Raw genomic sequence first — 15335 nt, forward strand, 5'->3', positions numbered from 1 at the left:
CACTGATCAGCATTGGCGCCGGCCGCTGCACTGCGTCAGGAACCGCTCCCGATCTTTGGAAGGTTGGGGCAGGTTACCTGCCGTGGCAGGGTCGGCGCTCTTCGATCAACCGCTGGGCGCCGCCGGCTCTAGCGGCTTTGGCGCTCGCACGCGCCGGTCGGTCGAACGGCCTGAACGAACTCTTGACGCAGTTGCTGGATGCGCTGTGAATCGAGACTGTCGCGCCGTCAATTCCCATGCCGCAACGTTGGCACGTCGGGGTTGCGAGACCTTGGCCACCACCTCACCTTCCAGGTAGACCCAGCGAACCTGTTCACTGCCAGACCCCTGGACGAGAAGCGGAGGGCGTCCACCGCCCCGGGCAGCACCGATGGCGTCCAGCTCATAATCGATCGACCTGACCAGATAGCCGAGGTGGTGCATGCCCTCCCCACGATCGCGCAGCCAGGTTGCATGCGGCGATCGTTCGTCGACGGGCTCGAGGAACTCCAGCAGCGTATTTCCCATCCAGACGAACCCTATGCGCAGGTCGAAACCAGTCACTCCGCTGGACACTCTTGCTGTTGGGAAGTTGGCGTCGAACTTGTACGCACGACCGAAGCCGAATGCGCCTTCGACATTAGCCAACGCTCGATCACGGTTCGCTACGACGAGTCCAATGTGGTGCACATCGGGCAGACCGGCTCCGTCGCGGCGCTCACCGCTGGCGCTGGAACGTCCGGGTCGCGCATCCTCGTGCCGGCGGCCAGACCCAGCCCCAACGCCTCCGACACTGATCGCGCTTTGGGCGTGGACCGAGCAGGCGGACACACCAAGCGCCAAGACGGAGCAACTGCAAGCTGCAAATGCAGATCTTCTGGACAGCATGAAAGGCCTCCGTGTTGTGACGGATGCATGTTAGGAGTCGCTCCCAGCGATGACTAGGCACAGAGCCTTGGATGCGTCGGTGAAATTTCCGCAGCAATCCAGAAGGGAGGCGACTGTCTTCTGCCTGGCGTGCTGTCGCCTAAGCTGAGGCATGCGCGCTAGCGACCCTGCATCGACGCAACCTGGCGCCCAGCTCCAGCCGGGCGACGTCGGCGAGGCGGACGCCCCCCCCGTCGCTGCCGGTCCCTTGCCGCCGCACGTCCTCCGGCAGGCGAGGCAGAGCCTGGGCAACCCCGTTTTGCACCCGCACGACGGCTTCATCGGGGTTGGGTACCCGCGAGGAAGGTCACGGTGGTCGCGAGCACCCCGCTGGAGCTGGCCACCGAGCGCATGTAAATCATTCCCTCGACACCGCTGATGGCCTCTTCCAGCGGCGTGGCCAAGGTCTCGGCGATGACCTTCGGATTGGCGCCGGGGGAGGCCGCGCGCACCACCACGGAAGGCGGCACCACGTCTGGATACTCGGCGATCGGCAGCAAGGGCAGCACGACCAGGCCGGCAGCGAAGATGACGATCGAGAGGACGGCGGCAAAGATCGGCCGGTCGATGAAAAAGTTGGAGATGTTCATCGGGCCTGCGGCGAAACGTCCGGGTTTGTTGCGGCGGCAGTCGGTGAGGTCAAGCCCGCGGCCTGCGCCGTCACTGGCATGCCGGAGCGCAGGATGCGGCGCATCCCCTCCACGACCAGGCGATCGCCGGCCGCGACGCCGCTACGCACGACACGCAGTCGCTCCGACGTACCGCCGAGTTGCACCTCGCGGCGCTGGGCGTTCCCGTCCGCGTCGACCACGTACACATACTTGCGGTCCTGGTCGGTCAGCACCGCGTTCTCGTCGATCAGCAGGGCATCGGAGGGCTCGTCAACGGGCAGCTGGACCCGGGCGAAGAGACCAGGCGTCAACCGCCGCTCGCTGTTACGGACGACCGCGCGCAAGCTGATCGTGCCCGTGCTGCGAGTCACGCGGTTGTCGAAAAAGTCCACCCGGCCGGCGTGCGGATGACCGGTTTCGCCCACCAGACCGACGCGCACCGGCAGTACAGTACTCCTTTTCGCTGCACGTTCAAGAAGCGCAGGTAGGTCGCTTCGTCGGCATCGAAATAGACGTGCACCTGGTCCACTGACACCAGCGTGGTCAGGATGCTGGCACCATCACCCGCAGTCACCAGGTTGCCGGCCGTGACGCGGGCACGTCCCGTTCGCCCGGCCACCGGCGCGCGCACCTGGGTCCACTCCAGCGAGGCTTGCACGATCGACGGCGGCCTGCGCCGACTGCACCTGTGCTTGCGCCCGCTCCAGGGCCGCGCGCCGTTGCTCCAACTCCTCGGCGGCGATGGCCCGCTGCTCGGCCAGCACCTGCGACCGGGCGGCCTCGCGGCGTGCCAACTCGACCTGCCCTGGCGCTCGCAAGGCCCGCCGTGGCACTGGACAGTCCGGCGCGGTAACCGCGGTCGTCGATCGTGAACAGCACTTGCCCTTTCTCCACCTCGGCTCCCTCGGTGTAGCGCACCTGCTCGATGTAGCCGGACACGCGCGGCCGCAGGTCCACGCTGGCGGAAGCCTCGACGCGCCCGTTGAATTCGCCCATCGGCGTGATCCGCTGGGCCAGCAGAGGCGCCACCGCGACAGTGGGCCGCTGGGCGGCCCCGGTACCCGTTGGCTGGTCGGTACAGGCGACCAGCGCCGCGGCGACGAACAAAGGCGCGAGCCTCAGCAGGCGCAGCGAGCCCGCCGGGCCTGTCGTGTCCGACCCGCCGGGCCGCGCGCGCGCGCCCACGGCGCCGGCGCGGCCGGGCAAGCTTCCGGTCCTGGATTTCATGGCAATGCCTTTGTTCACGCAGGCACTTGGCCCGATGTCGCCTGGAGCGGAGCGGTCCAGCAGAACGTCAGCAACGAGGAGCAGATGAACCTGTGCATGGTGCTTTTCCTGGAGTACGCCCGAGACGGCCATTCTGTGCGGCCCCCTCAATCGCTCCAACAAATAGCCTGTCTATCTCTGTATTTGTCCGGTGAATCACCGGCGAACGCTTGACGCTTCTCGCGCTCAAGCAGGACTGCTGGGAGCAGCCGAAACCGCCTGACCGAGCGCCTTGAAGCGGGTAGCCAGAAAGTCCACCAAGCGCCGCACGCGTGCTGCGGCTTTGTAGAGAAGTCCAGCGCCGGCAAGGGCTCACTGGTGCGCGATGGCCGCATCGTCGGATTCACGATCACCGACGACCTGAACCTCCAGCCACTGGCCGTTCTTCTCGAACCGCCAAGCCGCATATCGCCTTCCGCTCAGGTGAAATGCCCGTATCGCAGCCGTCAGGCCAATCGAGGCTGATCGGAGAGTAGTGACTCGATGGCCTTCGCGTCGGCCCCTGACTTCGGAGTGAAGACAATCATCGTCAGCCCTTCTGCGCCGGCAACGGCAAATGCCGAGTACTCGAGCGCCAGGGCGCCGACCACTGGATGCTGGATTCGCTTTATACCGCTTCCGTTGCTGCGCATTTCGTTCTCGGCCCAAAGCCGGCGAAAGTCAGCGCTGGTTTCCTGGAGTTCGTCGGCTAGCGCGACGGCCTCGGGGCAGTCACCAGCGCGCGCGGCGTCGACGCGAAACACGGCCAGCGCGAAGCGCGCATCCGCCTCCCAGTCTGGCAGCGAGGCGCGAACCGCGTCCTCACTGAAGAGGCGCCGGAGAACGTTGCGTCCACCCGCCGGCAAGGACGGGTAGTCGGCAAGCACAGCGACCGCGGCGGCGTTCCAGCCCACGATGTCCCAGTTCGGACTTTTCACAATGGTCGGGCTTGTCGTCAAGGCGTCCAACACCCGCTGCAGGGATGGTGTGACAGCCGCTGATGGCGCTGGCTTGATCGGGGGTGGCCGGTGCTGTGCCAGGAGAAAAAGAACCTCACGTCCGGCCGCGTCCAACTCGAGCGCCTGGGCAAGGCGTTCGAGAACCTCCTCTGAGGGCGATCCACCCCGACCCTGCTCGAGCCATGTGTACCAGATGACACTGACATTCGCGCGCATGGCGACTTCTTCACGCCTGAGTCCGGGCGTTCGACGGCGGCTGTCGGTTCCGGGCGGTGGACGCAGGCGCGCCCGCCGATCACGCAGGAACCCCCCAAGTGCAAGAACCGGGCTCCGCATCGTGTTACCCGCCATACCGGTATGCGCCGTCGACTTTTCAGGCACTGAATTTAGGGCAACCATGGATTCCTACTTTATCCAGGAATCATTATGAAGATCTTTGTCACCGGAGCCACCGGCTTCATAGGCGGGGCCGTCGTGCGGGAGTTGCTGACGGCTGGGCACCGAGTTGTCGGCTTGGCTCGTAGTGACGCTGCAGACAAGACGTTGACGCGGATGGGCGTGGAAGCGCATCGGGGCGAGTTGGCAGACCTTGACAGTCTGGCTGCAGGTGCTCGCGCTTGCGATGGCGTGATCCACACCGCGTTCATCCATGACTTTGCTCAATACGAGGCCAATGCGCGGACCGATCAGCGAGCATTGAAAGCCATGGCGGACGCGCTCGAAGGGACGAACAAGCCCCTGGTCGCCACTTCGGGGACCGCAGTGCTCGCACCGGGGCGCATCGGCACGGAAGCAGATTCGCCAGCGCCCGACGGGCTGGGCAGCATCCGCGCGGCATCGGAAGTGGTGCTGGCTGCTGCCGACCGAGGCGTTCGGGTCAGCATCGTGCGCCTGCCGCCGTCGGTCCACGACAGGGGTGATCATGGCTTTGTGCCGGCGTTGATCGATGTCGCTCGGCGCACTGGCGTTGCCGCCTACGTCGGCGACGGCGACAACCGCTGGCCCGCTGTTCACCGGCTGGATGCAGCGCGCTTATTCCGCCTGGCACTCGAAAAGGCACCGCCCGGTGCCCGCTTGCACGGCGTCGGCGAGGAAGGCGTCCCCATGCGCTCGATCGCTGAGGCGATCGGCACAGGACTTGGTATTCCCGCACGCAGCATGTCGGCGGACGAGGCGGCGGCACACTTCGGTTGGATGGCGCTGTTTGTGGGCATTGATAACTCCACTTCCAGCGCTCAGACGCGTGCTTCTTTGGGATGGCAGCCACAGCAGATCGGCCTGCTAGACGACATGCAAGCAAGCGGCTACTTCTCTTGAGCCTTGCCGCGTCCTACCGTCGAGCTTGGCCGGGTGGTCGATGCTCTGCGCTTCAGCAAGTTAGCCACGGTTCGCGTTGGCGGCAGCGCTGGGTGGCGACGAGATGCCGCGCACGTCGAGTGCGAGGGCGCGAACGCATGAGCCGAAATCGTTCGCTCGGGTTGGGCTTGGTCACGCCCGAGGTATGTCCAGAATCCGGAGCTACGGCGACTTGAAGCCGCAGCACGCGAGCGGCGCGCTGGTTTGTGGATAGACGCTATGCCCGCCTTGGAACAGCCGGCCTCCCGCCAGCCTCTATCCGTCATCTGCTTCATCGCTGACGAGATGCCTTTCTCGATCTTGTCCGCGGAACGGCGCATGCCGAACTATGCGCGAAGCCTCGTTGTGACCGTGTCCGTCGGCGCATTGGTCGCGCGTGTCAAATTCTTGCTGCGCGCGTTCGACCTCGCCCTCATGTGCGAGTGTCCAGGCGCACAACGCAAACACCGGGTCCTTGAGCGTTCGGCCCAGTGGCGTGATCGAGTATTCGACTGCGATCGGCGAGGACGTGATCACGCGACGCGCGATGAGGCCATTGCGTTCCAAGCGCCGCAATGCCTGGGTCAGGGCCTTTTGAGTGATGCTGCCCAGGCGTCGCTTAACGGCATTGAACCGCGACGGCTCCGTGCACAGCACCGTGAGGATCATGACGGACCACTTGTCCGCTATCTGATCCAGGATGACGCGCGCGGCGAACTCGTCGATCAGCGCTTGCTTCGGCGATTCAGGCATGCGTGGTTTCCTCGTGTATCTCTAGGCGACTTCAGGTGCGTGATTGACCTTAGATATCCGAAAGATACTATGAACCGCTCCAAATCACGGAGTGTTGTCAGATGTCAAAGCAAGCCCAAGATGCAGCGGTGATCATTGCCGGTGCGCAAGTCAGCAGCTCAATCAGGAGTCTGGAAGCTCGTGACGATCCGCCAGCAGGCAACGGGTGGGGTTCTCTGATCGGCGCATTGATGCTGCGTGCCTTGCAAGCCGCATGTCTGGCGCTCGGGATCGCAACCGCGAGCTTGGCCGCGCCCGTCGAGGCTGCTGCGCCAGGCGCTACCTTGCTGATCTCGTCAACAAAGCATCCCCTCCCCCCGGATATCAGCGCAAAGGCCACGCTGCTCGTTCACACCATGCCGAGCATCCGCGGCGAGGCGACGCGTGCCACGACCCTGCTGTTCGTGCCTCCCGGCACACCGCCGCCAGGCGGCTGGCCGATCGTTGCCTGGGCGCATGGTACGACCACCCCCGGGCAGAAGACCTGCGCTCCCAGCCTGAGCCCGGAGCTCGACGGAGGGCTGACACGCGACGGCTTCAAAAGCGACTACACCTTCCAGATCGGCAGTCTGGTGCAAGCGGGTCACGCCGTTGTGGCGCCCGACTTTGAAGGTCTGGGCGCGAGCGCGAGCGTGCCGTATCCGTACTACAGCGAAGCGAGCCTTGCCCGATCGCTGATCGCGGGCGTGCGCGCGGCGCGGCAAGCTGAACCGACCCTGTCGGGTCGCTATGCGGTGGTTGGCCACTCCGACGGAGGGCACGCGGTGCTGGGCGTCGAAGCGCATGCCCATGAAGCACCCGAGCTGGCCTTGGTCGGTACCGTGGCGTCCGTGCCCTACACGTCGATCGCCGCAACCGCCGCAAGCTTCAGCACGACGGCGAGAACGGCGACTGAGAAGACCACCCTCGAGAACGCACGAATGATGGAGCAGTTTCAAGGTGCGCTGATGACGGTCGGGCTGATGGTGCAATCACCCGACTTCGATCCGGGCGCGATCATGGGCGGCGACTTGAAGCGTGTTCTGCCAGCGTTCCGCTCGCGATGCTCCGTCAAGGCCATAGCCCTCCTCGACAGCGCGATCAAGGCGAAAGGAGCCGCCTTTGCCGGCCTCAAACCCGGTTGGGCCGCGCATCCCCGCATGAGCGCATTCCTTGCGGTCAACGATCCAGCGGCCAACCCAGGGTTCACCTTGAGTCGGCCGACATTGATCGTTCAGGGAACGGCCGACCCGTTCGTGCTCGAGCCACTGACCGCGAAATTCGTCGCGAAGCTTCAGTCCACCGGTGCAACTGTGACCTACAAGCGCTACCCCGGTGCCGATCATTTCAGCATCATCAGAGAGGCCGAGGCAGACGTGCTCGCGTTTCTGCGGGAGCGGTTTCGGCTGCACGACCGGGCTTCGGGGGCCGGTAGGACGCCCTGACGATATCGGGGGCGATAGTGCGGCGCTGCGGCTGGCAGGCAACGGCTAGGTGATCGCCGTGCATCAAGGTGTCCGCGATCAGAGGTGTGCGCCATCCCGGCAGGACACCGCCTGGCCGAGCGGCGCACCATCCGGCCCGCGGACCTGGACAGAGAGCGGTTCATCGCCCTGTCACCCGAGGACACGGTGCGCCGCCGCCTGAACCAGGTGCTGGAGGCAGCGGGCGTGCGGCCCACCGTGGTGGTGGAAACGCCCAACTCCGCCACGGTGACAGCGCTGGTCCAGCGCGGCATCGGCGTGGGCTTGACGAACCCGTTCGCCAACGATGCGGCAACCCGGGGCGTGGTCTTCCGCCCGTTCCAGGCCGACGTGCACTTCAGGACATTGCTGATCTTCCGCCCGGACACCCAGAAGTCCCGCCTCGTCAAGGAGCTGGTCGCCTCGCTCATCGCGGCGCGGAACACCAGGCCGGGCGAACCGGTCTGACTGCACCGGTCTGACTGCGCAGCCGCCGCGGCCGTCAGAAGTCGAACTTCGCCGCCACCTCGAACGTCCGCCCCGGCGCGATCAGCACCTGGCTGGTGGCGCGGCCGGCGTAGTTGGCGTACAGCTTGTCGGTGAGGTTGCGCACGCGGAAGCTGAGCAGCGCCGGCTTGAGCCACCAGCTCACCGCCGCGTCGGCCACGGTGTAGCCGTTGATGCGGATGGTGTTGGCCGTGTCGGTGTACATGTGGCTGGTGCGGTTGACGCCCAGGAAGAACTCCACCGGCACGTCAGCCAGCCGGTAGGTGGCGAAGACGTTGGCCACGCGCTCGGGCACGTTGGCCGGCGTGTTGCCCACGCGCGAGACGCCGCCGGCCTCCACCAGGCTGTCGAACCGCGCGTCCAGCGCCGCGTAGTTGCCCGACAGCGTGAGCTGCCGCGTGGCGCGCCAGGCGGCCGCCAGCTCGATGCCGCGCGAGGACTGCTGGCCGTTGTTGACCGTCACGTTCGGGTTGGCCGCGTCGCGCGAGAGCACGTCGTCCAGCTCGATGCGGTAGACGGCCGCCGTCCACTCCAGCCGGGCCTCAGGCAGGCTCTGCTTGAAGCCGACCTCGACCTGCTTGCCGCGCGACAGCGGGAAGGCCGCGTTCGCGGCAGACAGCAGGAACAGCGCGCTCACCGGCACCGTGGCATTGGTGTACTGAGCGTAGACGGTGGACGACTTGGTGATGTCGTAAACCGCGCCGAGGCGCACCGCATTGGCGCTGTAGCGCTGGTCGAACTGCGTGAAGTTGCCGGTGTTCAGGTCGCGAATGCTGCGCTCCACCTCGATGCGGTCGTGCCGCAGCCCGCCGACGAGGGTGAGGGCGTCGGTGACGGAGAGCGCGTCTTCCACGAAGGCCGACGCCACCTGGGTGTCGGAGGTCACGTCGGTGCGGTTGCCGGCACCCGTGGTGAGCGCCGGGTCGCGGTTGAACACGCCCACCTCGGGGTTGAGCGCATCCACCTGCAACGTCGCCACGGTCGCAGGTGAGCCGTTGGAAAAACGCCGCTGGCTATCGAAGCCGGTCTTGCTCAGCTCGCTGCCGATGGTGAAGCGGTTGCGCAGGCCGGCCAGCTTGCCGTCGTGGCTGGCATCCAGGCGGTTGAAGACGTAGTTCTGGTCGTGCGTGATCAGGGTCTGGTCGCGGTTGATGCGGCCGGGCGCCACGAACACCGCGCTTTCGGAGCTGAGGAACACGCGGTCGGCCTTGTTGGCCGAGAGCTCGTTGCGCACCGTCCACTGCGACGTCGGCCGCCAGGTCAGGCGGCCGCGGAACCAGTAGGTGTCGGACGAGTTGTCCTGGTCCGCGATGTTGTAGTTCAGGCCGACGAGCCGGCGATCGATCACGCGGCCGTCGGGCGTGCTCACCACGCCGGTCGGCTGCGTGGCGAACGAGGCCGGCACCAGCGGCGTACCGTAGTAGGCCTGGTTGTCGTCGCGCAGGTAGTCGAACGACAGATCCAGCCGCAGGGCGCGGCCCAGGTCGAACGCCAGGCCGGTGGTCAGGTGATCGATCTTCTCGCCGTTGTTGGCGATGGTGCCCACGCGCGTGTCGTTGCGGCTGTAGTCGATGCGGTAGGCGCCCGCCTCGCCCAGCGCGCCGCCCAGGCCGGCCGCCGCGCGGTAGGAGCCGTAGCTGCCGTAGCTGACCAACGCCTCGCGGCTGGGGTTCTCACGGTCCGGCCGCTTGGTGATGAAGTTGATCACGCCGCCGATGGCGCCATCGCCGTACAGCACGGAAGCCGGACCCTTGAGGATCTCGATGCGCTCGTAGTTCCAGGTGTCCTGCACCCGGTTGACGAAGCCGGCGCCGGAGGAGCGCATGCCGTCGTACAGGTAGGTGATGTTGGAAAAACCCCGCGTCTGCACGGTGGTGGGCGAGGCCGGCGCCCCGCCGCCGGTGACGCCGGCCGCACCGCGCAGCGCCTCGGAGAACGTGCGCGCGCCGCGCTGCTGGATCACGTCCTGCGACAGGATCTCCACCGAGGCTGGCGTCTCGCGCAGCGTCAGGCCCAGGCGCGACGCGGTGTTGCTCGGCGTAGCCAGCTGCAGCGTGCTGCCGTCGCGGCTGCCCTGCACCTCCACGGCGCGCAGCTGCGCCTCGCTCGCCGGCTGAGCCCAGGCAGCGCCGCAAGTGGCCAGTGCAGCGGCCTGCGCGAGCAGGGTGGTCTTGAACTTGGTGTTGATGTTGGTGTTCATTTCTTCTCCAATCGGTTGCGTTCGGGTTCAGACCACGCTGTAGCGCCGCAGGCGCCAGAGCGCCAGGCCCAGCAGAAAGGCGCAGGGCAGCAGCAGCAGCGCGAGCGAGCGCGCCGCCTGTACGCGCAGCAGCGCGTTGCTCTCTTCCTGCCAGACAAAGCGCGGGATGGACGCAAAATCGGCCTCGGCCAGCGCGATGCCGCCGTCGATGCGCGGCGTGAAGAAGCCGCGCCAGGCCGCGTGGTAGCCATTGATCTGCTGCATGAAGTGGCCGTAGCGCCGCGCGCCGGTACCGGCCAGCGCCGTCATCGACTCGTAGGCCAGGGCGGCCGGCGAGACGAAGCTGTAGCGCGCCACCAGTTGCTGCTGGCGGGCCTGTTGCGCGTCGAAGCGGTCCAGCTCGGGCTGGATTTCCTGGTCCACCTGCTTCTGGATGCGCCAGCTGGCCAGGGAGCGGCCGCTCATCTCGATGCGGCCGTTCCTGGGCACCAGCACGTCGGGCTCGGCCATGTAGCGGTAGTCGGCCGCCAGCAGCTTGCTGTAGCGGTTCATGGCCTCCACCGTCACCAGCCGGGTGCGCGTGGCCAGCTCGGTGCGCGAGGGTGCGGGGCTGACCGTGGTGACTACCAGGTTCAGCAGCACCGGCGCGATCAGCACCAGCACCACCCAGGCGATGACCAGCACCATGGCGTTGGTGGCCGAAGCGCGGCCGAAGGCGTTGACCGCCACGACCAGCGCGAACCAGAACAGCGCGTAGGCGCCCACCAGCAGCGCCCACCACAGCGTGGCCTCGCCGGCCGCCAGCGCCTGCGGGCGCGCCAGCAGCAGCACCGCCACCGGCACGCCCACCGCCAGGCCGAGCAGCACGCCGGCGCGCACCGCGATCTTGCCCGCCACCAGCGTGCCCAGCGCCAGCGGCTGCGACAGCAGCAGCCGGAGCGTGCCGCTCTCGCGCTCGGCCGACAGCAGGTTGTAGCTGAGCGCGAAGATCAGCAGCGGCAGCAGGTAGACGATGACGAACGCCAGGTCGAAGTGCCCGGACAGCAGGTGCCAGGGGTTCTCGATGTCGTTGTTGTGGATGAAGTGGATCTTGCTCTGGTGCGTGACCTTGAACTGCCCGGGGAACAGGTCGGTCTGCCCCAGCGCCACCGGCGTGAGCGGCGCGCTGGGCATGAGCGCGTGCTGCGCGCCGTAGCCGCTGGCCATGCGCGCCGGGTCGGCCGGGTTCTGGAACGGCGCCGGCTTGTCCTGCCCCGCCAGGATGCGGCGCAGGAAGGCCAGCTGCCCGGCGCGGGTCTGGGCGTCGTCGGCCACGATGGCCGCCTGCGCGCGGTCGCGCAGCGCCGTCTGGTGCAGGCCGTTGTAGAGGGCATAGCCGATCAAGAGCAGGAACAGCCCGCCGGCCAGCCACAGGCTGCGTTCGGCCAGCAGCAGGCGCAGTTCCTGCGCCATCACCAGGCGCAAGCGCGCGGCATCGAACTTCGTCATGTGCGTTGCTCCTTCAGATCGCGCGCTGGCGCCGCACCGCCCACAAGGCGAAACCGAGGGCCAGCAGCAGGTTGGCGGCCAGGACGGCCAGCGTGTGCGCGTGGCGCGCCAGCGCCCAGCCGGCCGGCGGCGCGTGGTAGTGGAACGGCGGCACCTTGGCCCACAGATCGGGGCCGGCCTGGTAGGCGAAGTGCTGGTCGCCCAGCGGGTCGGCATGGGCCACCAGGTCCGTGCTCATCACGTCCTGGATCAGGCGGCGGTGCCGCTCGGCGGCGTTGGTGAAGTCGCGGTGGTGGCCGAAGTCCGTTCCGGCCAGCCCCATCGAGTACGCCCGCACGGCCAGCAGCGGCAGCAGCAAGCCGCTCCACTCCTGCACGCGCTGCTGCTGCTCGTAGGTGTCCCACAGCCGGCCGTAGTGCCGGTCGTAGACGCCATAGGCCGACTGGTCGTCGATCTGCAGCGCCAGGCCCCACTGGGACAGCGGCACGTCGCGGCCCCAGCGCTCGGTGGTGCCGAAGGCCTGCTGCCACACCTTGTCCGAGGTGGCCTTCAGGTTGGCGCCCAGCTCCTTCTGGAACTCCAGCTTGGTCGGGCTGGGGTAGGCCAGGCGCGAGACCTCGGACAGCACGCGCGGCGCGATCACCACCGCGCCGATCCACAGCCCCAGCAGCACCGTGATGGCGATGCGCGAGCTGGACGCCAACGCCGACACGCCCAGCACCAGGAACACGAAAGCGCCCAGGTACAGGGCGTAGCCCAGCGAGAGTGCGGCGAAGCGGGCCAGGGCATCCAGCCGTTCACCCGCTTCGGCGCCCCAGGCCACCGCGGCCGCCGCGGCCAGCGCCGCCGGCACCAGCAGCAGCGCCAGGCTGCCGGCCAGCGCCAGCGCCTTGCCCGCCAGCAGCCGCCAGGGCGAGACGCCCAGGCTCAGCGTCTGGCGCAGGATGCCCTGCTCGCGCTCGCCGGCCAGCGCGTTGAAGCCCAGCACGATGACCAGCAGCGGCCCCAGGATCTGCAGCACCCAGGCCGGCGACAGGTCGCCGAAGCGCTGCAGGCCGGTGGCGTCCTGCGCCGGGCGGAACTTCACCTCGGCCTGGCGGTGCGCCTGCAGCCACAGCGTGCCGCCGATGTAGGGGTTGATGCCCGGGTCCACGATGGCCAGCGCCGGCTCGGGCCGGAAGGCGTGCAGGCCCTGGTGGGCGGCGTCGTGCGGGTGGCGGCGGTCCTGCCGCAGCCAGTCCTGGTAGTCCAGCCGGCTGGCCACCGCCTGCTCGGCGCGCACCTCGCTCTGGCGCGCGTAGCCCACGGCCAGCGCCGTGAGCACCAGTAGCAGCACCAGCCCGCCGGCCCAGGCCAGGCGGCCGTCGCGCCAGCGCTCCAGGATGTCCTTGCTTGCGATCAGCAGCGCCATGGTCAGCTCCTCATGTGCTGCAGGTAGAGCGCCTGCAGGTCGGTGTCGCTGATGCGCGCGCTGTCCAGGCTGTCCACCAGGCGGCCGCGCTTCATGATCCCCACGCGGGTGGCCGTGTGCTTGGCATGGAACAGGTCGTGCGTGGTGGTCAGCACCGCCACACCGCTGTCGGCGGCCTTCCTCAGCAGCGCCGAGAACTCGCTGGCGGCCTGCGGGTCCAGGCCCGAGGTGGGCTCGTCCAGCAGCAGGGCCCGGGCCTGCTTGGCCAGGGCGACCGCGATCCAGATCTTCTGGCGCATGCCCTTGGAGTACTGCGACACGCGCTTGTCGGCGGCCTGGGCGTCCAGGCCCACCTCCTTTATCAGCTGCAGCAGCCGCTCGCGCGGCAGCGGTTTGCCCAGCGCCAGTGCCGAGAAGTAGCGCAGGTTCTCCAGGCCGGAGAGCACGCCGTACAGCATCACCTGCTCGGGGATGTAGGCCACGTGCTGCTTGGTGGTCACGGGGTGGCGGGTCACGTCCACGCCGTTGATCCGCACCTCGCCCTCGTCCGGCGCGATGAAGTTGAGGAACAGGTTGATGGTGGTGGTCTTGCCGGCGCCGTTGGCGCCCAGCAGGCAATAGATTTCGCCGGGCTGGATGTCCAGGTCGAGGTGGTCCAGCGCGGTCTGCGCGCCGTAGCGCTTGGTCAGGCCGAGGGCTTGAAGCATGGGAGCTCCTGGTGGACGGAAAGGCGGAACGGATCGGCAGCAGCCATCCGCCCGCGTCATTGGGACGGCCGGCTGGTGCGGCGGAGCGCGAACGCGCGGGGTGCTAGAGGAGCGGAGGCGGGCCGCGCGCGTGGAAGGGCGCAGCAGGCGTGGCCGGGACGGCGAGAGCCGGTTTTGCGAGCGGGGCGGGAGCGGCGGGCGCCGAATCGCCCAGCACGGCGAGATGGAGTACCACGTCGCCGTGGCTCTGCTGGTCGAAGAGACGGCAATCGCCGCTCTCCTCATGCGACGCCATCAGTTCGGCCAGCCACCCGATTGCGTGGGCGTACGCGTCCTCGCCATGGGCGTCCGCTACCTCGTGGTCAGGCGCATGGGCATGCGCCAGCGCCGCCGCAGGGCCCGCTCCCAGGGCGGGCGCATGCAGCACCCGGTGCACCAGGCCCAGCGACTGCGCCAGCAGCAAGGCCAGCACCAGTGCCACAACGCCGGTGCAGCGCAGCGGCGACACGGGGTCACGCAGGATCTGGCGGAGCATCAAGCCGCTCCGCTTTCGATAGCTGCTCCCCAAGCACCGTTGCGGGCTGGAGGTTGATTTGGATCAAGACCCATCATCGACTGCCCCGGGGCTGCGCTTCCGTGGCACAGCCTGCGCAGCGCCCATGCACTGCCACCTCGACGGAATGCCCTTCGTGGCCGGCGGCCTCCAGCGCCTTGAGCACCTGCCGTGCCGCGGCGCCCAGCTTGTCGGCGCCATCGTCCAGGCGGAACTGCCGGTGGCAGTCGTCGCACTCGAAGCGCGGCACGGCTTCCCCCTCGGGCGCCGTCACGGCCAGCGAAAAGCGGGAGACGCGCTGCGCATCCACGGCACGGCGCAGCAGGCCGGCGGCGACGAAGCGGTCGAGCAGGCGGTACACCGTGACGCGGTCGACCGCCGCGCCCTCCCCGGCCAATGCGTCCTGCACTTCGGCGTGCGACAACACCGGGTCGTCACCCTGCGTGAACAGCCGCGCGAGCGCGAGCGTCGCCGCCGTACGGCGCAGCCCGGCCGAGGCCAGGGCCTCGTCGATCAGGGCATCGGTTTGCGGTGTGAAAGGCATGGGCATCGGAGGCGAGCAGGCGAAAGCCAATAACGCAACGCAGTTGCACTACACTAACTTTCGCAACACGGTTGCAATTCTAGCCACGAGCCGAGCCGCGGCGCTACCTTCTTTTTTGACGATGATCCTTGCCTCCACCCTCGCCGCCACGCTGCTCAGCGGCCTGCTGTCGGTGCTGCTCGCCGCGACAGTGGCCCTGACCTGGCTGCCGCGCTTTGCCGACCGCATGGTGGCCTTCGCCGTCGGCCTGCTGCTGGCCTTCGCCTTCACCGAGCAAATAGGGACAAGGTCTCCCAACCCCGAGGCTCGCAACTTGGCTAGCTTCCCGTCTGTCTCACCATTCGTGAGTACGGCCACGCGAAAGCCGCAAGTCCCTCATTGCACACAGCAGTTCGGGGGCGCCGGGCACTACATGCTGCGGCTTCCCATACCCATCACGGTAGGCACGTTCGCAGCGCTCGAGCTGCTGATGTTCCGCGTCGATGCCGAAATCTGCGAGGAGGCGGCGCATCCTCGTCGCCCGGGCTTGGTGCAGATCGAGCTCGCCGCGAAGCATTGCGTGGTACGTGGTCCGCAAATGAAGCTCATGCCGCCGTTCTAGCGCGCTCAGCGTCTGGGACAGCAGGAGAGGCATT

General features: G+C 67.7%; 13 protein-coding genes and 2 pseudogenes. 4 read left to right on the forward strand and 11 right to left on the reverse strand.

Annotation, left to right across the window (positions count from 1 at the left end; all coding sequences use genetic code 11):
* Positions 1-105 precede the first annotated feature (105 nt).
* From RTA_RS20415 to RTA_RS15390, 4 genes and pseudogenes are all read right to left on the reverse strand, one after another.
* Positions 106-867, reverse strand: coding sequence for a VOC family protein (locus RTA_RS20415; RefSeq protein WP_081466297.1), 762 nt, complete (start codon positions 865-867; stop codon positions 106-108).
* A gap of 244 nt (positions 868-1111) precedes the next feature.
* Positions 1112-1496, reverse strand: a pseudogene (locus tag RTA_RS20420) (efflux RND transporter permease subunit); the annotation flags it as partial.
* Positions 1493-2702 (reverse strand): annotated as a pseudogene (locus RTA_RS21505) (efflux RND transporter periplasmic adaptor subunit). The pseudogenes RTA_RS20420 and RTA_RS21505, both read right to left, overlap by 4 nt.
* Before the next feature lie 527 nt (positions 2703-3229).
* A complete protein-coding gene (locus RTA_RS15390) occupies positions 3230-4120 on the reverse strand; it encodes a helix-turn-helix transcriptional regulator (protein WP_013902348.1) in 891 nt (296 codons plus the stop codon).
* Between the two features lie 27 nt (positions 4121-4147).
* On the opposite strand from RTA_RS15390, the gene RTA_RS15395 reads away from it, so the two are divergent.
* Positions 4148-5038, forward strand: coding sequence for an SDR family oxidoreductase (locus RTA_RS15395; protein ID WP_013902349.1), 891 nt, complete (start codon positions 4148-4150; stop codon positions 5036-5038).
* Between the two features lie 294 nt (positions 5039-5332).
* On the opposite strand, the gene RTA_RS15400 is transcribed toward RTA_RS15395, so the two are convergent.
* Complete coding sequence (locus RTA_RS15400) at positions 5333-5809, reverse strand: winged helix-turn-helix transcriptional regulator (RefSeq protein ID WP_013902350.1); 477 nt, start codon at positions 5807-5809, stop codon at positions 5333-5335.
* A 101-nt stretch (positions 5810-5910) separates the two neighbouring features.
* Here RTA_RS15400 and RTA_RS19905 point away from each other — a divergent pair, with 101 nt between their 5' ends.
* Both RTA_RS19905 and RTA_RS15410 read left to right on the forward strand, forming a co-directional pair.
* Entirely contained in the window at positions 5911-7272 is a 1362-nt protein-coding gene (locus tag RTA_RS19905) for an alpha/beta fold hydrolase (RefSeq protein ID WP_013902351.1), read from the forward strand.
* A gap of 84 nt (positions 7273-7356) precedes the next feature.
* On the forward strand, positions 7357-7758 hold the full coding sequence (locus RTA_RS15410) for a LysR substrate-binding domain-containing protein (RefSeq protein WP_013902352.1): 402 nt from the start codon (positions 7357-7359) through the stop codon (positions 7756-7758).
* Between the two features lie 34 nt (positions 7759-7792).
* Here the strand turns inward: RTA_RS15410 and RTA_RS15415 are convergent, their stop codons facing one another.
* From RTA_RS15415 to RTA_RS15440, 6 genes are all read right to left on the reverse strand, one after another.
* A complete protein-coding gene (locus RTA_RS15415; protein WP_013902353.1) occupies positions 7793-9997 on the reverse strand; it encodes a TonB-dependent receptor in 2205 nt (734 codons plus the stop codon).
* A gap of 27 nt (positions 9998-10024) precedes the next feature.
* Entirely contained in the window at positions 10025-11485 is a 1461-nt protein-coding gene (locus RTA_RS15420; RefSeq protein ID WP_013902354.1) for an ABC transporter permease subunit, read from the reverse strand.
* Positions 11486-11498: 13 nt separating this feature from the next.
* Positions 11499-12896, reverse strand: a complete 1398-nt coding sequence (locus tag RTA_RS15425) for an ABC transporter permease subunit (RefSeq protein ID WP_013902355.1) — start codon at positions 12894-12896, stop codon at positions 11499-11501.
* A gap of 2 nt (positions 12897-12898) precedes the next feature.
* Positions 12899-13603 carry an ABC transporter ATP-binding protein gene (locus RTA_RS15430; protein ID WP_013902356.1) on the reverse strand — a complete coding sequence of 235 codons (705 nt, stop codon included), beginning with the start codon at positions 13601-13603 and terminating at the stop codon, positions 12899-12901.
* 103 nt (positions 13604-13706) lie between these two features.
* Positions 13707-14138 carry a hypothetical protein gene (locus RTA_RS19910; RefSeq protein WP_013902357.1) on the reverse strand — a complete coding sequence of 144 codons (432 nt, stop codon included), beginning with the start codon at positions 14136-14138 and terminating at the stop codon, positions 13707-13709.
* Positions 14139-14211: 73 nt separating this feature from the next.
* The gene (locus tag RTA_RS15440) at positions 14212-14700 is read right to left on the reverse strand and encodes a Fur family transcriptional regulator (RefSeq protein WP_013902358.1); all 489 of its coding nucleotides are present in this window, start codon (positions 14698-14700) and stop codon (positions 14212-14214) included.
* Here RTA_RS15440 and RTA_RS15445 point away from each other — a divergent pair.
* Positions 14699-15301 (forward strand): hypothetical protein, encoded by a 603-nt coding sequence (locus RTA_RS15445; protein WP_013902359.1) that lies wholly within the window; start codon positions 14699-14701, stop codon positions 15299-15301. The genes RTA_RS15440 and RTA_RS15445 overlap by 2 nt on opposite strands.
* The last annotated feature ends 34 nt before the right edge of the window (positions 15302-15335 follow it).

Origin of the sequence: Ramlibacter tataouinensis TTB310 (assembly GCF_000215705.1) — a bacterium.
GTDB lineage: Bacteria > Pseudomonadota > Gammaproteobacteria > Burkholderiales > Burkholderiaceae_C > Ramlibacter > Ramlibacter tataouinensis.